Here is a 22,987-nt window from a genome sequence, read left to right on the forward strand (position 1 = left end):
GTACACGGGGGCGTCGGTGCCAGGACGTATCAATCGCGAAGGATGAGTGCATCGGTGAGCGTCGTCATCATCAAACGGCCGCCGCGGATAGTGCCCCCGGTCGTCCCGGACGGCGAGGTCAAACTGGAGACGCCGCCCGAGATCCCGCGCGAGGGCGACGAGAGCATGCTGATGAACCTGCTGCCCATGATGGGCATGCTGGGTTCCGTCGGCTTCTTCTTCATGCCCAACCTGCCCTCGTACATGAGGGTGGTCGGCGGGCTGATGCTGGCCTCGACCCTGGCCATGGCCATCGCCCAGTTCGCCAAGTCCCGGCAGGGCGGCGGCGCGGGGATGGCCCAGGACCGGCGTGACTACTTCCGCTATCTCGAGCAAGTACGCAAGGACGTGCACAGGACCGCGGAACTGCAGCGGAACAGCCAGCTCTTCCAGCATCCCGAACCGGAACAGCTCTGGGCGGTGGCGGCCGACGGCAAGCGCCTGTGGGAGCGGCGCCCGACCGACGCGGACTTCGCCTCCGTACGGATCGGTCGCGGCACCCAGCAGCTGAACACTCCGCTGATCGCCCCGGAGACCGCGCCCAAGGACGAGCTGGAGCCGCTGACCGCGGCGGCCATGAAGGCCTTCCTCGACGCGCACGGCAGTCTGTCCGACCTGCCCGTCTCGGTCTCGCTGCGCGCCTTCTACCACGTGACGGTGTGCGGGGAGACCGACACGGTGTACGGCAACGCCCGTGCCGCCCTGGCCCAGCTCGTCACGCTGCATTCGCCCGAGGACCTGCTGGTCGCCGTGGTGGCCCATCCCTCCACGGCCGCGGAATGGGACTGGATCAAGTGGCTGCCGCACAGCCAGCACCCGAAGGCCAAGGACGGAGCGGGCTCGGCCCGGCTCCTCTTCGACGACCTGGGGGAGCTGGAGGAGGCGCTCGCGGACCAGCTGGACGACAGGCCCCGGTGGAACCGGGACGCCAACCCCGTCTACGACCAGCCGCACCTGATCGTGGTGCTCGACGGCGGCACCGTGCCGCCGGACTCCGAACTCGCCAGCGCCGAAGGCCTCCAGGGCGTCACGTTCCTCGAGATCGCCCCCGGCGAGCTGGAGGAGGAGCTGCGCGCCGGTCTGACGTCCTATGTGAAGCCGGACAGGATGCGACTGTTCGTCGGCCATGAGTCCGCGTACACCGGCAAGCCCGATCTGCTGAACGCGGCGCAGGCCGAGTCCCTGGCGCGGCAGCTCTCCCCCTTCCGGGTCGGCTCCGCGGAGGAGGGCGAGCCCCTCCTGTCCAACCTGGACTTCACCGACCTCATGGGGATCGGAGACGCGGGTTCCGTCGATGTCTCCCGCACCTGGCGTCCGCGCACGCTGCACGAGCGGCTGCGGGTGCCGATCGGTGTCGGCGAGAACGGCGAGCCGGTCATGCTCGACCTCAAGGAGGCCTCGCAGGAGGGCATGGGCCCGCACGGCCTGTGCGTCGGCGCCACCGGCTCCGGCAAGTCCGAGCTGCTGCGTACGCTGGTGCTCGGTCTCGCGGTGACGCACTCCTCGGAGACGCTGAACTTCATCCTCGCGGACTTCAAGGGCGGTGCGACCTTCGCCGGTATGGCGGACATGCCGCACACCGCGGCCGTCATCACCAACCTGGCGGACGACCTCACGCTCGTCGACCGTATGCGTGACGCGATCACGGGTGAGATGCAGCGCCGGCAGGAGCTCCTGCGGACGGCGGGCAACTACGCCAACCTGCACGACTACGAGAAGGCCCGCGCCGCAGGCGCCGCGCTGGAGCCGATGGCCTCGCTGGTGATCGTGCTCGACGAGTTCTCCGAACTCCTCACGGCCAAGCCGGACTTCATCGACATGTTCATCCAGATCGGCCGCATCGGCCGTTCGCTGGGTGTGCACCTGCTGCTGGCGTCGCAGCGCCTGGAGGAGGGCAAGCTGCGCGGCCTGGACACCTATCTCTCGTACCGGATCGGTCTGCGCACCTTCTCCGCCGCCGAGTCCCGTACGGCCATCGGTGTCCCGGACGCCTACCACCTGCCGTCGATCCCGGGCTCCGGCTATCTGCGGTACGACACCGACACCATGGTGCGGTTCAAGGCCGCGTACGTGTCGGGGCCGTACCACGGCGAGGGCCCGTCCCGGGTGCACCGCTCCACGCAGCTGCGGCCCGCGCTGTTCACGGCCGAGCATGTGGCGCTGCCCCCGCAGCCGGTGATCGAGGAGCCGGAGACCGACGACAGGGTGGACGACGCGCTCGCCGACACCGTCCTGGACGTCATCGTGGGCAAGATGGTCAACCAGGGCCCGCCCGCCCACCAGGTGTGGCTGCCCCCGCTGGACGAGGCACCCTCGCTGGAGCAGCTGCTCCCCCAGCTCGCCGTCACCCAGGAGCGCGGCCTGACCGCGCCCGACTACACGGCGCTCGGCCGGCTCAACGTGCCGGTCGGCCTGGTGGACAAGCCGTTCGAACAGCGGCGTGACGTGCTGTACCGCGACTTCTCGGGCGGTGCGGGCCACGGTCTGTTCGTGGGTGGTCCGCAGTCCGGCAAGTCGACTCTGCTGCGCTCGCTCATCTCGTCGTTCGCCCTCACCCACACGCCCGCGGAAGTGCAGTTCTACTGCCTGGACTTCGGCGGTGGCAGTCTGATCTCGATGGAGGAGCTGGCGCACGTCGGCGGAGTCGCCAACCGGCTCGACGCGGAGAAGGTGCGCCGTACGGTCAGCGAGGTCGAGGGCATCCTCAACGCGCGCGAGGAGTACTTCCGCGCCAACAACGTCGACTCGATCCAGACGTACCGGCAGCGCAGGGCCGCGGGGCTGCTGCCCGACCAGCCCTGGGGCGACGTCTTCCTCGTCATCGACGGCTGGGCGACCTTCAAGACGGACTACGAGCTGCTCGAGTCCTCCGTCACCGAGATCGCGACGCGCGGCCTCGGCTTCGGTGTGCACGTGATCCTGACCGCGAGCCGCTACACCGAAGTGCGGCCCGCGCTCAAGGACATGCTGCAGAACCGCATCGAGCTGCGGCTCGGTGACCCGACCGAGTCGGAGATCGACCGCAAGGTCGCGCAGAACGTCCCCGCCACCGTGCCGGGCCGTGGTCTCAGCCCGGACAAGCTGCACTTCATGACCGCGCTGCCCCGGGTCGACGGTTCCTCGGAGACGGAGGACCTGTCGGAGGCGACGGCGATCCTCATCCGCGGCATCAACGACAACTGGGGGGCCAACCACGCTCCGGCCGTACGGCTGCTGCCCACGCTTCTGCCGTCGGACCGGCTGCCCAAGGGGTTCGAGCACCCGGAGCGCGGTGTGGCCATCGGCATCGACGAGTCGTCGCTCTCGCCGGTCTTCGTCGACTTCGAGACGGACCCGCACTTCATCGTGTTCGGTGAGAGCGAGTCCGGTAAGTCCGCGGTGCTGCGGCTGCTCATCAAGCAGATCACCGAGCGCTACACGCCGCAGCAGGCGAAGATCGTCATGGGTGACTACCGGCGCGCCCACCTGGAGGGCGTGCCCGACTCGCACCTGTCGCGGTACTGCGCGTCGGCGCCCGCTCTGTCGGAGACGCTGGAGGGCCTGGCCGGTTCACTCGGCCGCCGAATGCCCGGCCCGGACGTCACGCCCGAGCAGCTGCGCAACCGCAGCTGGTACAGCAGCCCGGACGCGTTCGTCATCATCGACGACTACGACCTGGTGGCGACGGGCATGAACCCGCTGGCCCCGCTCCTCGAGTACCTTCCCTTCGCCCGTGACATCGGCCTGCGCGTCATCATCGCGCGCGCCTCGGGCGGTGCCAGCCGGTCGCTGTACGAGCCGGTGATGCAGCGGATGCGCGAGCTCGGCGCCCAGGGTGTGGTGCTCTCCGGCGACCGCTCGGAGGGACAGCTGCTCGGCAACATCACGGCGACGCAACTGCCGCCCGGGCGTGGGTACTTCCACACGCGTCGGCGCGGTGGGCAGCTCATCCAGACGGGTTGGCTGCCGGCCCGGTTCTGACGACCGGTTACAGCAACACGGAGGGGCGGCACCCAGGAGGGTGCCGCCCCTCCGTGTTGCCCTTGGGGGGTGGGTCTCGTACAGGTGCCCCGCTAAGGTGGCGTTGCAGCAGAAAAGACGAGCCACGGGGGGTAGTTGTGTCGTCGGACTACATGGACTCCGATCCCAAGGTCCTCAAGACCGAGGGCTACAACATGTTCACGGTCGGCCAGGACTTCGCCAAGGCCGTGAAGGCACTGCAAACGGGGCTGGGCCAGCTCGAAGGCGGCAGCGGTGACACCCCGCCGTGGGGCGACGACGACATCGGCGAGAAGTTCGGGGTCGTCTACGAGGGCCTGCGCGACGGCATGTACCAGTCGATGGGCAGCCTGGCGGAGCGCCTCGCGGGGATGGGCATCGCCTTCACGAAGATGGGCATCGCCCACGAGGAGAACGAGGCGAAGCAGGAAGAGATCTGGAAGCAGACGACCGCCGAGTACGACGGTCAGGTGCAGATCCCGACGGGCGTGCACCACGTGCGCCGCCAGCAGACCTGATCGGGCAGAGATCGTCTGCCTGCCCGAGGGGATGGTGGCCGTGCGCTCCTCCCTCGGACGTAGGACAGATCAGTAGAGCGAGAAGCCGCCGCTGTGCCGGTTCTGGTCTTTCTTGGCGGACTGAGAGGGGCGGCCTTCCTCCCGCCTCGCCTCGGGCTGACCCGAGGAGGGGTTGGTGGTCCCCAGTGTCTCGCCGTGCCTGAGGCGGTCGCGGTCCTCGTCGGAGAGGGACTCCCACTGGCCGCGCAGGTTCGCCATGCCACTGCCCAGGGCACGGGACACGGCGGGGTCGTCCAGGGCGTCGCGCAGGGCGAGGCGGCCGGAGAGCAGCTTCTTCGCCGCGTCCTGGAGGTCCTTGCCGGCGCCGTCGGTCTCGGTCAGCTTGCGCAGGGCGGCGTTCAGGGAACGGATCTGCTCCGGTTCGAGTGCCTCGTCCAGGACGCCGCGGTCGGGTGAAGTGCCGTGCGGGTTCGGTGAGTTCGCGGGCTGACTGGTCATGTCGCTTCTCCTCCTGCGCCTCGCCTGTCGGCACGCGCTCGGCTCCCTCTCGGCACCCGCAGTATCTCCCGTAACGCCGGGGTGCCATGCTGACACACCCACCCGCCGCAGAGGAGAAGGCCTCACTGTCATGGCTCAGACGCAGGGCACAGGAGCTCACGGCGCAGGAACTCAAGGTGCAGGAACTCAGGGCGCAGGAAAAGGAAGTGACCGTTCCGCCGGTGGCTTCGCCGGCAGGGTCGTCGGGCGCCTCGGGCGCTGGGGCGGCCTGGTCTTCCTGCTCGCGGGGCTCGCGATGAGCGGGTGGGGGGCGTACGAGGGGGCGTACACGGTCGGCTGGGCGGGCACGCACGGCACGCTCACGGTGAAGCAGTGCCAGGACGACTCCTCGTTGAGCAGCTCCCGCAACAGCCGTAAGAAGCGGCTCACCGTCCGTTGTGACGGCAGGTTCGTGTCCGAGGACGGCAAGAGCACGGACGCCAACGCCGCCGTGCGGGTCAGGTCCGAGTACGCGCGGGGCACGGAACTGTCCGTGCAGCAGGTCGACGCGCCTACGACCGGCACGGCTGCGGACGGCGACTACGTCCGGACCGACAAGCCCCGCGCCTGGCGCTTCTTCGCCGCCTTCTTCGGCGGCTGGGTCCTCACCGGCCTCGGCGTCTTCTGCCTCGCCACCGGGTACGCGCCGTTCGGCCAGAGCCGCGTCTCGTACGACGAGGCCTGGGAGGCGTCGGGACGAGGAGTGACGCGGCCGGTCCTGATCGGGATGCTCGGGGTGGGGCTCGTGGGGGCCGGGGTGTCGTTCCTGGTGAGCTACTTCGTCTGAGCCGCGCGGGCCCGTGGGCCGGTGAAGTCGTTTGCCGTCGTCATCGCGGTCTTCGGCGCTCTGGCGTACTACGTCTGGGACTGTGAGCGCGGCGTGGGGACCTGCAACGGATTTGTGACAGCAACCCTCTCAAGTCGGCTGCCGGTGATTCCATAAACTTTGCGGGCGGCTGTACTCCTGTGTGATTTCCCTTGACCTACGAGGGAGTTGTGCGGCCGGGTCGTCTGACGGGGGTGCTTTCTGCTGTGGCGATGATGCTGCCGGACGAGCTCGAATGGGTTCTCGAGATGCTCGGCTACCGCTGGCCGACGGCGAACGAGGACAAGCTCAGAGACTCGGCCGCCCTGTGGCGGAAGTTCGGCGACGACGTCACCGAGCTGCACACCACGGCCAACGCCAGCGCCCGTCAGGTGGTGGCCCACAACGCCGGCGACTCGATCGACGCGTTCACCAAGACGTACTCCAAGTTCGACGGCGGAGGCGGCGACGGCTACCTCGCGAACGCCGCCACGGCCGCCTACACCATCGCGAACGTGATGGAGGCCTGCGCCTACGTCGTCGAGTTCGCCAAGTGGGCGGTGATCGCCCAGCTGATCGCCCTGGCCATCGAGATCGCCGCCGCCCAGGCCGCCGCGCCGTTCACCTTCGGCCTGTCAGAGGTCGGCGCGCTGGGCGCGACCCAGGTCACCCGGCTGATCGTGCGCCGGCTCCTCGACGAGCTGAAAGAGGCGCTGATCGAGGCGATCGTGGAGGCGATGAAGGAGCCCGCGATCTCGGCGATCGAGGCGATCATCACCGACCTGATCCGCCAGACGGTGAACGTCGGCTTCGGCGCCCAGTCGGGTTACGACCTCGCCACGACCGTCAAGGCCGGAACGGACGGCGCCTGGGAGGCCATCAAGCAGACCCCGCAGACCCTTCTGGAGGGGGTGCGGGACAGCCTCGGCGAGAAGGCCGGGCATCGGGCCCACCATGCCATCGACAGTCGTATCGACGGTTACGACGGAGGGTCGGGGTCGTCGGGGAGCGACGGCGGCGACGGCTCGGACGGTGAGGGGGATTCCGACTCGTCGGATGACGACGGGGGTTCGGACTCCTCGGACTCGTCGAGCGGTGGCAGGGACTCCGACTCGTCGGACGGCGGCGGGCGTTCGGATACGTCGGACGGTGGCCGGGGCTCAGACTCGTCCTCGTCGGACTCCTCGGCGTCGACGCGTTCGGCGGCGGGGTCGAACATCGGTGGCGGGATCTCCGCCGATGCCGGTGGTCACACCATCGGCGGGCCGGACCTGGGCGCGGCGCCGGGTTCCGACTCCGGGTCGGGGTCCGATTCCGGGAACGGTGCTTCCACTCCGGACTCGTACGCGAGGCCGACGCCCTCGACGTCGGGTCCGACGCTGTCCGACTTCGACGATCCCTCGCCGAGTGGTACGTCGCAGGGTGGCGGGGACTCGGGCGGTGCGGCCGACGCACCGAGCACGTCCGGCCCGTCCCACTCCGGCGGCGGCTCGTCCGTGTCCGGGCTCTCGTCGCCGACGACACATGCCGTGTCCACGTCCGCGCCGTCGGGCGGTACGTCGTCACCGACGGGGGGCAGCGGCACGATCGGCACGTCCATCGACAGCCTGGCCGCCAGCGTGCCGACACACTCCAACGCGGCTCCCACGCCGACGCCGGGCGATACGTCTCCCGCGGGCACCGGTGGCGGTCGTGCGGACGGCGGCTCGGCGATGCCGACGTCCCCGGTGGCGCCTTCCGTCGGGGGCGGCGTGGGCGGTTCGCACCAGGGCGGGGGTACGTCCGGAAGCACGCCCTCGGGCTCGACGCCGACCAGCCCTACCACCAACTCGGGAGTGGGGAGGGCCACTTCAGCCGGTACGCCGGTCACGTCGTCCTCGACGGGAACCGGGCCCGCGTCCACGCCGGGCCCGACGTCGCCGACGACGACGCCCAGGAGTACGCCGACGACGGACAGTCGCGCTCCCGGCACAGCGGACGGTCGCATACCGACGCAGCGCACGCCCAGTACGCCCCTGGGGGACGCCACCAATCCCCGTACCACTCCTGGTAACACGAGCACGACTCCGGGCGACGGAACGACGCCTCGGAACACGCCCGGTACGAGGCCGGGGGACGGCACCGTGCCGCGCGACACCAACGGCACGAGGCCGGGTGACGGCACCACGTCTCGCAACACCCCCGGTACGACGCCGGGCGACCGCACCACGCCGCGCGGCACCACGGACCCGACCGACGGCACCCGTACCCGCACTCCGGGCCAGACCTCGACTACGACCACCCCGAACCAGAACCCGGGCCAGTCGACGTCCCCCAGGACCTCATCGCCGTCCACCGGCACGTCGTCCACGACGACGCCCTCCACCTCGACCGGCTCCGGCTCCGGCTCCGGCTCCGGGTCCGGGTCCGACCGCACGTCGACATCGAACAGCGGCACCTCGAACTCGTCGGCTCCGAGCAGTCGTACGCCCAACTCCACATCCCAGCCCGGTCCCGCCACACAAGGCACACCCGGCACCCAGAGCCAGCCGGGCACCGGCACCGGATCCACCCCCAACAGGCCGCCCCAGCAGCCCGCGGGCAGCACGCCCAACGCGCCGAGCACTCCCAACGCCCCGCAGCAGCCGGCCGGTCAGTCCACCACTCCGCCGCAGACCACCCCGTCCAATCCCCAGCAGCATCAGCAACACCAGGTGACGGCGGTTCCGGTGCACACCGTCGTCCGCACCCCCGGCTCCTCGGCGACCCCATCGCACGCGGGCCCCGCCACGCCGAACGCCCCGGGCTCGCCCCAGGCCACCCCCGGTGACCCCAACCACCAGCAACACCCGAACCAGGACAGCCTGGAGAACATCCGCGCCGACCTGGACCACTACCCCGGCGGCCTGTCCGAACCCGACCCGGCCGATCAGCAGGCACTGGCCGACGCCGTACCGCGCAACGAGGACGGCACTCCGCAGCGCTTCCCCGACCCCTTCGGCAACTGGTCCCAGCTCCAGAACGACGGCGGCAACACCGTCCCCGGACGCAGCAACAACTGCGCCGACTGCTCCCGTTCGTTCCTGGAGACCTGGTACGGGAACCCGCAGGTCTCGGCGCCGCGCACCCTCGACCTCGACGAGAACGGCAAGCCCGACCACTGGTCCCCCGAGGACGACGCGAACGACAACCAGATCCGCTGGGCGGGTGCCGCGCACACCTACGCGGGCCGGGGTGACGACCCCGACACGCCGGCCCGTATCGCCTGGGACCTCCAGCAGGCCGGGCACGGTGCCGCGGCCATCGTCCAGGTCGACTGGCCGAACAACGGGGGCGGCCACGCCTTCAACGCCGTCAACCACCACGGCAACATCATCTGGGTCGACACGCAGACCGGAGAGGTCAGCCACGACCCGCTCCACATCTCCAACGCGGAACACGTCTGGCACATCCCCCTGGACTCCAATGGCGACCCCCTGCACCCCACGGTGCCCGAGGCCCAGGACACGGGAAGCCAGAACAACGGCGAAGGCCAGCCGGAGAACTCCGAGAACACCGACGGGCAACCGGACGACACCCAGACCCCGCAGAACGACGTCTCGGGCGACACGCCGAAGCAGGACGACGACAACCCCTCGCAGCCGTCGACGCCCGCCCCGAACGCAACGAACGCCGAGCCCGGAAACGAGAACGGCCGCCCCGACGAGCAGGGCCGCACCTCCGACAAGGAGTCCGAGCACCCGACCACGACGGCTGAGACACACGCCCCGGAGACAGACACCCCGAACGACCCCACGCCCCACCGGGACACGCCTCAGCAGAACACCACGCCGTCGGACCCGCGTACGTCCGACCCGCAGCACCAGCAGACCAAGGACCCGCACGCCACCGACCCTCGCGCCACGGATCCGCGTACGTCCGACCCACGTACGTCCGACCCACGTACATCCGATCCGCGCACCTCGGAGCCGCACAGGGACACCCCCGCGCAGAAGCACCCGGAGCCCAACGAACGCCCCGACGGGCAGCGTCCGGACGGGCAGCGCCCGGAGGAGCCGAGGCCGGATCAGAAGCACCCCGAGCATTCCGAGGATCCGCGGTCGGAGACCCCGGACAAGGACCGGCCCGAGTCCCCGGACCAGGCACATCCCGAGGGCTCGAATCCGTCGCCGGTCGACGACCACCGCGACCGCCCGGGCACCATGATCAAGGACTCCGCGGTCCCCACCCGCGAGAGCCTGCCGGACGGCAGGAACGCCGATGCGGCCGACTACGTCAAGGACTCCGTCAACGGGAAGAAGCCGCTGTACGGCGACATCGCGGCCGAGCACCCCACGCATGCGCCCAGCCCGGCGCACCCGGAACACCCGTCCGGCCCTGCGGAGCCCGCGGGCGACGGTCCCCGCGACCTGACCGACCCGGCACAGCGCAGGCAGCGTGATCTGGACATGCTCGATCGCGCCAACTCGAACGATCCGAAGGACAAGGCCTGGTTCGAAAAGTACTACCACCCCAACAGCGGATACCGGAGAAGCAGGACCGATCCGGCCGAAGACGGGTACCCCGTCCCGCAGCTGCATCCGACGAACGATCCCAACAAGCCGTGGATGCTGGCCAACGACGCACCGGACGCCGCTCCGGAGTCGTACATCGACTCGGGCGAGGGTTCGGGCGAGCGGAACACGAAGATCTCCGACGACAACCTGAAGCTGCTCGACGAGGCCGCCAAGGCGCGCCAGGACGCGATCGACGCGGACCGGCAGCCGCACAAGGACCGGGCGGCCGCCAAGGAGACCTACGAGGCGAACAAGACTCCCGAGAACAAGGAGAAGTTCGAGGAAGCGGACGCCAAGCACAGTCCCCTGCACGGAGAGATGACACGGGCCAGTGAGGACTACGGCGAGGCGGTCGCCGAGCACCACGTGATGCCGCGGCATTTCGAGGATTACGTCCGCGTCGACGACCGTGCCATGGGAAACAACCGGTTCGACCAGATCTGGCGGGATCCGAGCACCGACCCGCCCCACTTCGTCGTCGTGGAGGCCAAGGGCTCCCTGACAGCCGATCTCGGCGAACGGCGAGGGCTTCCGCCGGAGCAGGGCTCGGACCCGACCGCTTCACCGGGCGATCCCGGCCAGGAGCACGGCCAGGAGCACGGCGACGGTACGCAGAACGAGGACCAAGCCACCCAGGATGCACCGAGTCCTGGCGTGCCGAGGGTCCGGCAGGGCACCCGTGCGTACTTTGAGACGATCCTGCATGAGATGGAGTCGCGCGCAGCCCGGAACGAGCGGAACGCCAAGACCGATGACGAGTCGGAGGCCGCCCGGGCAGAGCGGCGACTGGCACGTGACCTCCGGAAGGCCCTGAACGCCAACCCGTCGCGGGTCAAATACATACTCGTGAAGGGCAACTCCTCAGGGGGGAAGCACCAGGGCTACGAGATGAAACAGTTCGACATCAGAACGGAAGCAGAGAAGGAAAAGGAAAGCGATGCGGATTCCGCGGCATGAGTCGCCGACGCGAAACATCCCGACGATGCTCGTGTCCCATACCGAGGACTTCTGGGATGACGTCGAGGACCTGCGTACCGAGCCCTCGTGGTTCTCGAACGTTCTGGCCGACGCCGTCAAGCTCCTCGGCCTGCGATGCGCCCTGGACCCGGAGGCCGACAAACTCGAGACGTGGGAAGCCTGCGTCACCGCCATGCAGGTCGGCTCGGCCCTGTTCGCGTCGGCCCAGGCCACGACCGGCACCTCGGAGTACCGCATCGGTCACAAGATGCACACCGTCCGCGCCGGAGCCCTCCCTCGCGCCCACGCCGGCAACTGGCTCACTGCCTTCTGGCTGGCCTGTGTCTGCCGCGAGAAGAAGCGCATGACCGATCTGTGCCAGTTCCCCGCCTTGCAGATGCGGCAGGCCGACGGGGTCTTCGACGAGTACATCTACGACTGGGTGGAGGCACTGCAGGCGTACTGGCTCAAGCGCCCCGAATTCGGCGACAAACTGGTGGCCGCGGTGGACGGAACGGACCCCGCCAAACTGCGCCACGCCCCACGCGACGGCGTCCTCCAGATCATGTATCCGCCGATGAACCTCCTCACCCAGCTGGCCCGCGGCGACCAGGACAGATTCAACGTCGAACTGGCCAAGGCCCTGGAGTGGCACAAGGAGTACTGGACTCGCGACGAGGACCGCACCCTGGACGCGGAAGGCGCCATCGCCCTGGGGCCACTGGCCGTGTCCTGCCTCGCGGTTGACGCCGGCTTCACGCTCACCGTCGAGTCCGAGTACCTCCCCAAGTTCCTTCTCGACGGCGGCTGGGTCAACGAGTTCCCCACGTAGTCAGCGCATCAGCCGACCTGATCCCCGACAAGGAGACCCATTCCATGGCCCCGGACACCCCGGCCTCCGGCCCGCAAGGCCCGCCCACTACGGCCGACCAGGCCTTGGACATCGTCCGCTCCCGCTTCGCTCAGCCCAAACTCCCCGACGGCACCCCCGCCGAACTACACGTCCACGAGTTCGACATCGGCTACCTGGTGTACGCGGTCTTCCCGCCCCGTACCGACACAGCCGGCCGCCCCCAGCCTTCCCCGCCCGGCGGAGCCAAGATCGTCGTGTCGAAGGAGACCGGGGAGACCGTGACCGTCCCCAACTTCCCGACCGAGCAGGCCATCGCGCTCTACCGCAAGAACATCGGGCGCAACGCCTAGCCTTCGTCCGTAACTCCGGCACACACGAGGACTCACACCCATGACCGCCCCGACCGACGGTTACGCACCCCATCCCTACATAGGCGGCCGCACAGCTGTGCTGCGCGCACTTGCCGCCTGGCGGATGGAGTGGCCGGGTGCGCCCCGCGTCATCGTCCTCACCGGCAGCCCGGGCAGCGGGCGTTCACACCTGCTGACCGGCTTCCTGATGCTGTGCGACCCGGAGTTCCGCGGGCGGCTGCCGCTGAGGCACCTCGACCCGTCGACCGTACCGCCCGAGCTTCCGGCCCCCGCGGTGCCGAGCGCGGCGGGGCTGACCGCCGCGCAGTTGGGGTGGCTCGTCGCGGGCCACTACGACGTGCAGGCCACCCGCGTCGAAGAGGTGTACGCCGCACTGGGCGCCCTCGGCCGGACCGAGACCATCGTCGTGCCCGACGTCGACCGGGCAGGTCCGGTGCGTACGGCGGGCGAACCGGCCCGCGTCGTACGGGAAGTGCTCAAGCCACTCGCCACCACATCCGGCGTCCGGCTGCTCGCGGACGTACCGCGCGACCTCGCCACCGGACTCGCCACCGAACTCGCCGGTGAACTCCCGCCCGGCACGATTCAGGTCATCGACCTCGACGACCCGCGGTGGGCCGACCCGCACGGTCTGGTGCTGCAGGCCGACGCGCTGCTCAGCCCGGAGTCCGGTGCACCGGAGCTGCCCTTCACCTCGGATCCTTCGACGAGGCGAGCCCTTGCCGAGGCGATCGGGCGCCGAGCCGGAACCAGCGCTCTCACCGTGCAGCTCGCCGTCCAGAGCATCCTGGCGAGTCCGGGCGCCGGTGCCCCGCACGACGAGTCCCTCCTGCCGTCGTCCATCGGCCAGGCACTCGACCTGCACGCCCGCCGCCTCGGAGCCGACCCGGGGATCCTCCGTCAACTCCTGGCGCCCCTGGCCCTCGCGGAGGGCGACGGGCTGCCCACCGACATCTGGATACGGCTCGTCAACGCCCTTGCGGGCAAGGACATGAGCGGCGCCCTCGCGAACAGCGGCACGCTGGCCGGACCGTTCGTCGAGTCGCTTCGCCCGGACGGGGAGGGCAGCGCGCGTACGCTGCTCCGGCTGCTGCACCCGGCCATCGGCGACGAGATCCGCGCCGGCCTGCCGAACGTCCGCGCCGCCCAGACGCAGGTCGCGATGGCGCTCCTTGAGGCAGTGCCGGACCAGGACTGGAGCAAGGCCGACCCGTACGTTCGCGACCACATCGCGGGCCACACCCTGGAGGCGGGCCTGCTGCCCCAACTCCTCACGGACCCGGGCCTGTTCGTCCACGCCGACCCGGTGCCACTGCGTGCCGCCATCGAGGCCGTCCCCACCGAGGAACTCGGCGCACCCGCCCGCGCCTACCTGCGTACGGCCCCCCTCCTGACCCGCACCCAGGTCCCCGCCACGCTGCGCGCCGCCCTCCTGGAGACCGCGTTCGTCGAGGACGGCCTGCCGGAGTACGCCGACGCCGTACACCGGCTGGGCCTCGACCTGCCCTGGCAGACGCTGTGGAGCCTGCCCGTCCCCGGCATCAGCGCCGTGACCGCCGGCCGCCTGCCCAGGTCCGAGGGGCCGGCCGTCCCGGTCGCCGTTCTCGCCGTGCCCGCGGGGACGCCCGGTGCGCAGCCGGCCGGCGAGTCCGCAGGCGCGGCCGGTTCCGCGGTGCTCGTCCACGGCCTCGTACGACCGGACGACCTCGGCGTGACCGGCCCCGACATCGATCCCGGGCAGATTCTGCGTCCCTCCGAGGAGGAGCGGGCCGCCTCGCCGCTAGGTCTGAGCCACGGCGCCGACCACCTACGGGTCTGGGACCGCGCGAATCAGCAGGTCGTGGCGGCGTTGATCTCCGACGCCCCCTTCACCGCCGCCGATCTCTCCCCCGACGGCATCCTCCTCCTCGCCACCGAGCGCGGGGCGAAGGCCCTCCGCATCCGCCCGGCGGCCCCGGGGACAGCCTGGTAGGCGACGAGCGACACACGTACCCGCCCACTACCTCGCGTTGCCCCGGTCGGCCCTGCCTGCCCGGCCCCGGCACTCCGTCGCACTCGCCCCCCACGGCCCTTCACGCGGCCCGCTCCGGCTCCGACGGCTCCCTCCTGATCTCACTGATAACTTGCTGCTCTCGCTGCTCTTGCTGCTCTTGCCAGCTCACTCCGGGGGAAATCAATGAGCCAGCCGCCGTTCCAACCGCCACCGCCGCCGCAGCGGCCACCGCAGGTCGCCTACAACCCGTACAACGAGCCGGGCGGGCCGCAGCAGCCGCCGCAGCCAAGGTTCGGGCCGCCGCCGCCCGTTCCCGGACAACCCCCGATGTACCCGGCACCGCCGTTTCAGGCTCCGCCCTTCGGGCAGCAGCCGAACGCAGGTGGCAATCCAGTCGGCGCGGTCTTCCTCGGCTTCTTCGCCTCGGTCGTCGTCTCGCTGCTCTACAGCGGTCTCATCCTGGCCACGTACAAGGAGCAGTCGGTCGCCACGGCCAACGCCCTCTACTTGACCCACGCGCTGCTCAACGGAGCCATTGTCGGTTCCTTGGTCGGCTCGATGGCTCACCGCAGCAATGGCTCCCGGATCAGTGGGGCCGTCATCGCCGCGCTCGGCGCCTTCTTCGGCTACGCCAACGCCCTCCCGCTCATCATCGCCACGAACCAGACATCCACGGCCCTCCGGGATCTGCTGGAGGCCGAGCCCTTCTTCCCCGCCAAGGCCTGGTGGACCGACGAAGCCACCGGCGGAGTCGACTGGTTCTCCCCGCTCGGACTCGTGGTGGCCGCAGCGGCCGCTTGGGGCCTCGCCTACCTCATCGGCAACAAGCGCCGTCAGGTGTGATTTCTCGCCTGGTCTGCTCAGCGGAATGCAGGGTTGTCGCCGAGGCTCGCCGTCGCTACGGCGATACAGGTGACCCACAGCGCCCAGCGGGTGCGACGGGTCCGGGCGAGCACGGCGCCCAACGTGGGTCTGCCGCGCGTCGCGCAGCCGGCTGTCCGCGAGTCACGGTCCGCCCTGAGCCTCCTACACTCCGCCCCATGTCGAATTCCCACGGACTCTCCCCCTCCCCCGCCGCCACTGTCGTGCGCACAGGCCAGCGAGCCGCGCGACGAATGGTCCCCCTTGGTATCGCGCTCACGGCGATCAGCATCCTCGTACTGTTCGGCGGCATAGCGGTAACTGCTGGGCTCGTCGACGGTAAGTCAAGTCCCCAGGGAATCGCGGGAATCGTCATCGGGCTGTTCATGGGCTTCATCAGCCTCACCAGCCTGACCGCCACCTGGTCGGCCCGGCACTCCAGCGTGAGCGTCGACCACACGGGGCTGTGGGTCCACAACGGCAAGGCGCAGCGCGTCATCCCCTGGCAGAGCCTCGCCGGAGTCGGCCTGCACTGGAGCAGGATGGGCAGGCGCGGTGTGAAGGTGTACTCCATCGAGCTGTGCGCCAACGCTCCCATCGACCGCGACGACCCCGTCCTGTGGCCCCTGGTCCGCGACGAGGAACCGCTGCACCCCAGCCTCCCGCGGCTGCGCTACCGCCTCCCTCTCCCCGCGAGTTCCCAGGTGGCACTGGTCACGGCGATCCAGCAGCAGGTCCCCCAGCTGTGGCTCGGTGAGACCGAGCGCGAGCCCGGCTACATGGGTGTTCCGGATCGCAAGGGACACCGGGAGCGTACGCGCGGGTCCTCGCGCTAGAGACCCGGTCGCCGTCGAGCCAAGCTCCGCCCCTCTCGCCACCCTTGGGCCGGTGACGGACCATCAGTGGTTCGCCGGCGCCTGGGAGTCCTTCGCCGAGTGCGCTTCCGTATGGCACGGGGCGGCCTGGCAGCGACTGTCCTGCCGGGCGTCGGCGTAGCCATGCGTGTGGTGAGCGGAGCTCTGGCTGTCGTCGGCGCCACCGGAATCTGGGCAGCCGTGCGCGGCTACCGCAGCCGCAGCGGCAAGCTGGTGGGGCTCGCCCTGACGTGTGCTCTGGGGAGCAGCGTGGCGCTGGTAGCACTCCGCAGCGTGGCCTGAATCGGCAGGCCACCCGGCGTTCTGGGCCTGCCTCAGCCCGGGGAGGGCGCACCTTCCGCCCCCCCACCCCAGGCTGGTCTCAGCGCGGAGCCGGAGGACGCCCTCCCCGGCCGAGGACGTGCACCGGCGCGTCCCGCTCGGCACGTTCGCGGTCCAGGTCCGCCTGCTGCCGCGTATCCCAGTCCGCGAACTGGGACTTGGACTGCTGCCGTTCCGCGTACGTCTGTTCGTCGGCCGCCCGACGCATCTCATGGAGCCGCTGGAAAACGGCCTCGGTGTAGCGCGGGTCCTGGAAGGCGTCCTTGACGTCGACGCGCCCGCTCAGCACCGCACGCGCCATGTCGCGCAGGGCCGGGTCGAGCGATGTCGCGTCGGAGATGGTGCGCAGCGAGCGGCGTAGCCGCATGGCCTGCTCGGGGTCCTGGGCGATCCCCATGAGTTCCTCGTCCTGGATCTCCCGGTCCGCGGTCATGGGTCCGGCACGTCCTTCCTGTGGCTTCTGCAGCTTCCTGTGGGCGGTGCGGTGGTGAAGAGCGGCGGCGGTGTCACCCGAACTCGTCGCGAGCCCAGTCATGCGCGCCCCCAGTGGTGTGCGAAGAACTGGAGCGTGCAGTGGCGGCGGTGGTGGTGGCCGTGGCCCGATTGGACGCCTGTGTGGTGCCCGAGGAGCCGGAACCCGTCGCGGAGGCGGTTGTCTCGTCCCCGTCGGCCCCCTGCGCTCCGTCGGCACTGTTTCCGGTCAGCGCGTCGACACCTTGCTGTGCGCGGTCCCCGACCGCCCCGGTGACCTTCTCCGTCGCGGCGTCCACGGCGTTGTCCACGTGCCCGGACACGTCCGTGTAGCCGGCGAAGGTCGATCCCTCGCCGCCGGTGACCTCGTTCTTGAGGCCGTCCACGTACTCGCCGGCCGCCGTCTTGGCGACGTCCGCGGTCTCTCCGAGGTCGATGCCGGACCGCGCGTCGAAGTAGGTCTCGACGCTCTGCTGGCCGATGTTCTGCGCCATTCCGATGGCGGCCTCTTTGGCCTTGTCCTTGGCGGCGTCGACCACCTTCTCCTGGACGAACTGCTTGGCCTGCTCCTTGATCTGCTGCTTGGCGTACTGCTTGACCTTCTCCTTGGTGATCTTCTCGAGCTGCTCCTTGGCGATCTTCTTGAGGGCGTCCATGGTGGCGTGCTCCATGGCCTTGGTGACCGCCTCCACGACCTCCTTCCTGAGCTTTGCCAGCAGCTCCCGGACGATCACTCGCGTGGCCTGTGTCGCGCCCAGCGCGCCGACCTCGGACAGTCCGAAGGTGAAGGGAGCCGACGCCTGCGCCGCGATGATCTCCACGGCCAGAGCGACGAGCTGCACGATCACGGCCACCTTCGCCGTGAGGACCGCCACCGCGGCCGCGTCGAACGCGAAGGCGATCACTTCGCACGCGGTCTTCGCGTCCGGGATGTAGCTGTCCTCGCCGTTCGCGCCGGTGTAGGCGCCCCATGCCTTGCTGAAGCCGTCGACGGCCGTGCCCATGTTGCTGGAGACGACGGTACGGGCGAAGCTTTCGCCCTGTGCCTGAATCTGTTCGAGTTCCGCGCCGAAAGCCCGCCATGCCTCGGCGACTTCATGCAGTGCTTCTTCGTCGGCCTCGGGCCAGGAGTAACCGAGGAGGTCGAGCACCCAGACAAGTTCGCTGGGCAGTGTGAGCGACATGCCAATAGCCCCGAATTTAATTAGAGTTGACCGGAGATCCTGTTCAGCAGACCACTGTTCGACACATCCGATGTGTCGTAGTTACCTGCCATGTCCTGCAGGTTGTGCCCGATCTGCTGGAGCCGTTTCGCGAGACTGTCCATCGATGTGAAGATTCCGTCACGAATCGGCGTGTAGACCTGCCCGAAGATCTCCCCGAAGTCCGCGTCCGACCACGGCTCTCCAAGCCCTTCGAGGGTGTCCTGAAGTCGCTTGGAGGCGTTCGAGAAATCACCCCCGAGGTCGACGAAGTTTCCCCCCTGCGTGCGGAGTACAGCAGTCTCCACATCAAAGGTCTCGAACTCCATTGCCATCCCCCGATACTCCCCTTGTCGCCGTTCATATAAGACGACAGACCGATACCTTAGACTCCTCGCGCACGAGCCCGCGAGCCCGTCAGTCAAGAGATCGTCAAGTTTCCCAGGGGGACGACCAACAGTGGTGACAACACAGGCGCGTTACGGCAGCACAGGAAGCCTGTGGCTGGGAAGACTCCTCGGTTTGGGACTGCTTCTCGTGGCCGCGATCGTCGCCACGGTGACCATTCCGGAACTGCGCAGCGAACTTGCCGGCGAAGGCACCGAAGGAACCCTCACCATTTCTTCATGCGAAACGCACACGAAGACCCACTACGGCACGCACAGGCGCACGACAGAACTCAAGTTCAGCTGCACCGGAAGCTGGTCCGCACAAAACGGTAAGTCCACTTACGAAGACGTGACGGTGGAGACTTCATCACGTTTCGAAACCGGCGCGAGAATCCCCGTCGTACAAGTGGACGGCACGTTCGAGCAGCCGCAGGACCGGGACCCCGGAGACGACGCAGCGATTCTCGCGTTCTGCCTCTCCTTGGTGGCATTCGGCATCTACTGCCTCCTCACCGGCTTCGGCACGCGCAACGGCCCCGGCTTCGGGGCCTCCTGGCAGCGCCTGCCGGCCCCGACCGTCACCGGCCCCCTCCTGGGCGGCGTCTTCGCCCTGGGCGCCCTGGCAGCGCTCGTCTGCGGACTCGTCCTGTAACGCCCGTACCCCCGTATTCCGTATCCCCTTCTGAGGAACTCTCAATGACACAAGTACACGGGAACGCCGCGACGAACGCCGCCGCGCCGGGAGGGCGGGCGGGCCTCGGCCGCCTCATCGGCGCAGGCCTGATCCTCGTCAGCCTCGTCCTCCTGGCCCTCGGCGCCTTCCTCGGCCCCTACACCTACGCCACGTCCACACCGGGCAAGCTCACCGTCGAGACCTGCACCGTCAGCATCAAGTACCGCTCGACCGCGTCGAGCAGTTCACGGAAGCGCACCAAGACCAGGTGGTGCTACGGCACCTTCACCGCCAACGACGGCACCGCCAAGGACCTCAACGCCGAGCTCAAGAGCGATGCCCTGTACCAGCGCGGCGACGTCCTCGAGGCCCGCAAGACCGGCGACACCTCCTACCAGCAGGACCACGGCTGGGTCGGCGCCATCGCCGTCGGCTGCGCATGGTGGTTCGGCGCCCTGATCCCCCTCGCCCTCGGCCTCTTCGGCACCGCCACCGGCTTCGCCTTCGGCGGCGCCTCCGACGTCCGCCGCTCCGAACAGGCGGCGAGCCAGGGCCTGCTCCGCACGGTCTATGTGATGGTCGCGACGGGCGTGATCGGCTGCGGCGTCAGCCTGTTGGTGATGTTCTTCGCGTGACCTTCGCATGCACTTCGCGTGACAGAGGCCCCGGCGCATCCCGAGAGGGACGAGTGACGCCGGGGTCGACGTGCACACCGACTTCTTGCCTGACCTCGCGCTTGCGTCGGCGAGGAATTCCAGGATGTTCAGAGTCAGACGTTCTCGGCTGGAACGGCCGGTACGACGGAGTTGACTGCGACGATGACGCTGTCGGTCACGTCAGCCCCGAGCCTCAGCGCTGAGCCGCCCGTCCTCCCCGGCCGGAGCCCGTGCACCGGCGCGTCCCGCTCGGCACCTTCGCGGTCCAGTTCCACGCGCTGTCGCGCGCGTCCCAATCCGCGAACGGGGCCTTGAACTGCTGGCGTTCCGCGTACGTCTGGTCGACGGCCGCCCGGCGCATCTCGTGGAGCCGCTGGTACAAACCACGGATCCCCCGGCGCCTCATGCTTACAGTTGCCAGCCACGCGCCTGGTGCGGTGCTGACGCACCTTTCTTGCTTCTCCTATCTTCCGCTTGCCGTTCAGTTCGCTCCCGGTCGATCTCCTTCTGGTACTCGTCAAGTTGCCGCTGGCCCTCGGCTTCCGCGGCGCTGCGCTCTTCAGCACTCATCTGCTCGTACGCGCGTATCCCATTCTTGGCACTCTCGTGCAGCGCTTCCCGGTAGGCTCCCGTCCGCATCGCCTGGCGCAGCCCCACCCGGCCGGCAAGCACTTCGCGGGCCATCTCCCGCACGGTTTCGTCTCCACTGCCGGCCAGCCTCTGCAGCGACTTGCGCAACGCCCGGGCCCTGGCAGGGTCCTTGGCGATGTCGAGGAATTCCCCGTCTCCGACCTCGCGTTCATCCATGGGCACTGCTCCTCGCCTGGGGTTTCTGGTGGCGCTAGAGTAGCTGGCGGCTATAGAGCGGACGTGCGGTGACGGGGTGAGGGATGACGTTCGAGGTCCAGCCAGATGATCTTGATGGGTACAGCCGCCAGGTGGAACGTGCAGCTGAAGACGTGCATCAGTCGCAGGAATACATCAAGAAGTACGGCGATATGGGTGCCGTCACCGGGCAGGGGCTGATCCTGTGGGCAACCGGCATGCACTCGCAGGCAATGGACGGGGTCAATGATGTGGTCACCCGACTCCGCACGCTCCTGACCGCCAGCGCAAAGGAGCTGTCGAAGTCCGCGGAGTACTACCGGACAACCGATCAGGACCAGGCGTCAAAGCTCGACGCCACCTACCCGCCGAGCAAGCGCTGACGCACCTGGAGACCTCCTCACATGAGTTTCACGGACACTGTCGAACCTGTCGACAACCTTAAAGCACCCAGCCAGCCTGAGGAGTTCTCCAAGGGAATCGTCGGCGACACCGTCAGCACGGTGAGCGATTTCCTCAGTCCCAGCGAATGGGCTCTCGCGACGATTGAGTTCGTCTTCGGCTTCAATCCTCTGGAAGAGGCCATCGCCTGGTTTACCGGCGACTGGGAGTCGTACGTCAAATGCGGCGAAATGTGGGCCAACACGGGAAAGCTCGCCAAGGACATAGCCACGAACCTGAAGTCCGGCAACAGGGAACTGGATGCGACATGGAACGGCAACGCGGCCGATTCCGCCTATGTCTACTTTGATGAGCTGGCGAAGAAGATCGACTCCTTGGAAGGAGACTTGAAGGAGCTTCAGGGCGCCTACAACGACGTCGGCCTTGCTGTGGCCAGGGGTGCAGACCTCATCAAGGGTTTGCTTGAACAACTGGCGGATGAAGCAATCATCGCGGAGGTCGAGCTCGCGGCGGGCACACTGCTGGCCGAGACGGGTGTGGGTGCCGTCGTGGGCTATGCGGCTGCTGCTCTGGAAATCGCCGCGATGATCAAGACATGGGGACGTATCACCGAGGCCTACAGTGCTGCCCAGCAAGCCGTGGATGTGGCCACGACCGCTAGTGGATTGGTGGTCGGCAGGCTCAGCGTCGCTCTGAAAAGTTTTCCTGAGCCAGGGAAGAGCTACGACAATCCGGCGGTGTAACCGCTGTCAGCTCAGGAGCCAGGCCAGCAGCGTCAGCAGGAGGCAGACACCAGCACCAGCGAGGCCTCCGCGGACGAACCACTTTCGCACCGCGCCCACTCTGGTGCCTGATACCGCCCGGGTGATCATGGCTACCTGCATACCGCTACGCGGGAACATGCCTGTGACAGCGAATGACATGCCGAACGCCACTACGAGCCAGCCGAGGAAGAACACCGCGAACCATCGAGTCGTCTCGCCAAAGCCGACCTTCACGTACCAGTCGCCGGCCTGCTGCACAGAGACCTTGCTGCCCCGCTTCGCCTCCGCTCGGATGCTCGCCTGGTCGTCGACGACTTTGCCGTCGTCAGACCGGAAGGTTCCTCCGCACACCGTGGTGTCACTGGAGCTGCGGCCACCTTGTTTGACCCAGCATTGCTCCACGGTCAGAGTGCCATGGGTGCCGGCGACGCCGGCGGCGTGGGCGGCGTTGTACAGGCCGAACCCGAAGATCACCAGGGCGAGAACGAAGAACAGCCCTCCGAGAGCGCGGCCCATGATGCCGGGTTGAGGGAGTGGTGCAGTTGGTGCGAGCGGCATCAATTCGGGCTGCCTCACTACGCACCCTCTCCCATGTCGCGCTTCTCAACCAACTCACGGTCACACATCAAGCCGTCGACCAGCGTCGGCTCCACACCTGCGCCGACCATGTCGCACTCTTCCATACTGCCCAAGTAAACCAGGGCGTCGACCGGGATACGCAACCTGGCGGTGGCCGGCCCGTCTTGGAGCTGGGGTTCGGCTGCGGACAGACCTGCTGGCGTCGGCCGGGCCGGGTGGCGCCAAGCTAACGTCTTCGAGACGCGTGGTGGTTCATCGTGGGGCACCGCCAAGTGCTGCCCCAACGTAATGATCACGGTGGGGCGTGATCGGCTTCGGCGTCAGCCTGCGGGTGATGTTCTTCGCGTGATCTTCGCGTACGGAGGCCCCGGCACGTCTTCCAG

The 22,987-nt window shown here is 68.7% G+C and carries 21 protein-coding genes; 14 read left to right on the top strand and 7 right to left on the bottom strand.

Translation table 11 applies throughout. The features are described from left to right. The first annotated feature begins 54 nt into the window (after positions 1 to 54). Both eccCa and ACWD4J_RS33910 read left to right on the top strand, forming a co-directional pair. Positions 55 to 3,999: a type VII secretion protein EccCa gene (gene eccCa / locus ACWD4J_RS33905; protein WP_451399325.1), complete on the top strand. Its 3,945-nt coding sequence runs from the start codon at positions 55 to 57 to the stop codon at positions 3,997 to 3,999. Positions 4,000 to 4,151: 152 nt separating this feature from the next. Then, on the top strand, positions 4,152 to 4,535 hold the full coding sequence (locus ACWD4J_RS33910; protein WP_451399326.1) for a hypothetical protein: 384 nt from the start codon (positions 4,152 to 4,154) through the stop codon (positions 4,533 to 4,535). 69 nt (positions 4,536 to 4,604) lie between these two features. Here ACWD4J_RS33910 and ACWD4J_RS33915 read toward each other — a convergent pair whose 3' ends face one another. After that, positions 4,605 to 5,033 carry a hypothetical protein gene (locus ACWD4J_RS33915; RefSeq protein ID WP_451399327.1) on the bottom strand — a complete coding sequence of 143 codons (429 nt, stop codon included), beginning with the start codon at positions 5,031 to 5,033 and terminating at the stop codon, positions 4,605 to 4,607. A gap of 295 nt (positions 5,034 to 5,328) precedes the next feature. On the opposite strand from ACWD4J_RS33915, the gene ACWD4J_RS33920 reads away from it, so the two are divergent. From ACWD4J_RS33920 to ACWD4J_RS33955, 8 genes are all read left to right on the top strand, one after another. Next, on the top strand, positions 5,329 to 5,859 hold the full coding sequence (locus ACWD4J_RS33920) for a hypothetical protein (RefSeq protein WP_451399328.1): 531 nt from the start codon (positions 5,329 to 5,331) through the stop codon (positions 5,857 to 5,859). 233 nt (positions 5,860 to 6,092) lie between these two features. Further along, a complete protein-coding gene (locus tag ACWD4J_RS33925; RefSeq protein WP_451399329.1) occupies positions 6,093 to 11,369 on the top strand; it encodes a toxin glutamine deamidase domain-containing protein in 5,277 nt (1,758 codons plus the stop codon). 25 nt (positions 11,370 to 11,394) lie between these two features. Then, positions 11,395 to 12,201 (top strand): immunity 49 family protein, encoded by an 807-nt coding sequence (locus ACWD4J_RS33930; protein ID WP_451399330.1) that lies wholly within the window; start codon positions 11,395 to 11,397, stop codon positions 12,199 to 12,201. 44 nt (positions 12,202 to 12,245) lie between these two features. Then, on the top strand, positions 12,246 to 12,572 hold the full coding sequence (locus ACWD4J_RS33935) for a hypothetical protein (RefSeq protein ID WP_451399331.1): 327 nt from the start codon (positions 12,246 to 12,248) through the stop codon (positions 12,570 to 12,572). Positions 12,573 to 12,612: 40 nt separating this feature from the next. Beyond that, positions 12,613 to 14,565, top strand: coding sequence for an ATP-binding protein (locus ACWD4J_RS33940; protein ID WP_451399332.1), 1,953 nt, complete (start codon positions 12,613 to 12,615; stop codon positions 14,563 to 14,565). 204 nt (positions 14,566 to 14,769) lie between these two features. Then, positions 14,770 to 15,429 (top strand): hypothetical protein, encoded by a 660-nt coding sequence (locus ACWD4J_RS33945; RefSeq protein WP_451399333.1) that lies wholly within the window; start codon positions 14,770 to 14,772, stop codon positions 15,427 to 15,429. Positions 15,430 to 15,626: 197 nt separating this feature from the next. Beyond that, a complete protein-coding gene (locus tag ACWD4J_RS33950; protein ID WP_451399334.1) occupies positions 15,627 to 16,283 on the top strand; it encodes a hypothetical protein in 657 nt (218 codons plus the stop codon). 171 nt (positions 16,284 to 16,454) lie between these two features. Continuing rightward, the gene (locus ACWD4J_RS33955) at positions 16,455 to 16,604 is read left to right on the top strand and encodes a hypothetical protein (RefSeq protein ID WP_451399335.1); all 150 of its coding nucleotides are present in this window, start codon (positions 16,455 to 16,457) and stop codon (positions 16,602 to 16,604) included. A gap of 79 nt (positions 16,605 to 16,683) precedes the next feature. On the opposite strand, the gene ACWD4J_RS33960 is transcribed toward ACWD4J_RS33955, so the two are convergent. The 3 genes from ACWD4J_RS33960 to ACWD4J_RS33970 all read right to left on the bottom strand — a co-directional run bounded on the left by ACWD4J_RS33960 (position 16,684) and on the right by ACWD4J_RS33970 (position 18,645). Next, positions 16,684 to 17,076: a hypothetical protein gene (locus tag ACWD4J_RS33960; RefSeq protein WP_451399336.1), complete on the bottom strand. Its 393-nt coding sequence runs from the start codon at positions 17,074 to 17,076 to the stop codon at positions 16,684 to 16,686. 73 nt (positions 17,077 to 17,149) lie between these two features. Continuing rightward, a complete protein-coding gene (locus ACWD4J_RS33965; protein ID WP_451399337.1) occupies positions 17,150 to 18,298 on the bottom strand; it encodes a WXG100-like domain-containing protein in 1,149 nt (382 codons plus the stop codon). 20 nt (positions 18,299 to 18,318) lie between these two features. Beyond that, a complete protein-coding gene (locus ACWD4J_RS33970; RefSeq protein ID WP_451399338.1) occupies positions 18,319 to 18,645 on the bottom strand; it encodes a hypothetical protein in 327 nt (108 codons plus the stop codon). Positions 18,646 to 18,838: 193 nt separating this feature from the next. Here ACWD4J_RS33970 and ACWD4J_RS33975 point away from each other — a divergent pair, with 193 nt between their 5' ends. Next, positions 18,839 to 19,357 (top strand): hypothetical protein, encoded by a 519-nt coding sequence (locus ACWD4J_RS33975; protein WP_451399339.1) that lies wholly within the window; start codon positions 18,839 to 18,841, stop codon positions 19,355 to 19,357. A gap of 44 nt (positions 19,358 to 19,401) precedes the next feature. After that, positions 19,402 to 20,013, top strand: coding sequence for a hypothetical protein (locus tag ACWD4J_RS33980; protein WP_451399340.1), 612 nt, complete (start codon positions 19,402 to 19,404; stop codon positions 20,011 to 20,013). Between the two features lie 214 nt (positions 20,014 to 20,227). On the opposite strand, the gene ACWD4J_RS33985 is transcribed toward ACWD4J_RS33980, so the two are convergent. Continuing rightward, positions 20,228 to 20,416: a hypothetical protein gene (locus ACWD4J_RS33985; protein WP_451399341.1), complete on the bottom strand. Its 189-nt coding sequence runs from the start codon at positions 20,414 to 20,416 to the stop codon at positions 20,228 to 20,230. Between the two features lie 26 nt (positions 20,417 to 20,442). Then, the gene (locus tag ACWD4J_RS33990; protein WP_451399342.1) at positions 20,443 to 20,841 is read right to left on the bottom strand and encodes a hypothetical protein; all 399 of its coding nucleotides are present in this window, start codon (positions 20,839 to 20,841) and stop codon (positions 20,443 to 20,445) included. A gap of 83 nt (positions 20,842 to 20,924) precedes the next feature. Between ACWD4J_RS33990 and ACWD4J_RS33995 the strand changes: the two genes are divergently transcribed. After that, entirely contained in the window at positions 20,925 to 21,242 is a 318-nt protein-coding gene (locus ACWD4J_RS33995) for a hypothetical protein (RefSeq protein WP_451399343.1), read from the top strand. A gap of 21 nt (positions 21,243 to 21,263) precedes the next feature. Continuing rightward, a complete protein-coding gene (locus tag ACWD4J_RS34000) occupies positions 21,264 to 22,004 on the top strand; it encodes a hypothetical protein (RefSeq protein ID WP_451399344.1) in 741 nt (246 codons plus the stop codon). A gap of 6 nt (positions 22,005 to 22,010) precedes the next feature. On the opposite strand, the gene ACWD4J_RS34005 is transcribed toward ACWD4J_RS34000, so the two are convergent. After that, positions 22,011 to 22,541, bottom strand: coding sequence for a hypothetical protein (locus ACWD4J_RS34005; RefSeq protein WP_451399345.1), 531 nt, complete (start codon positions 22,539 to 22,541; stop codon positions 22,011 to 22,013). Positions 22,542 to 22,987 lie beyond the last annotated feature (446 nt).

It is taken from the genome of Streptomyces sp. NPDC002577 (genome assembly GCF_053594815.1).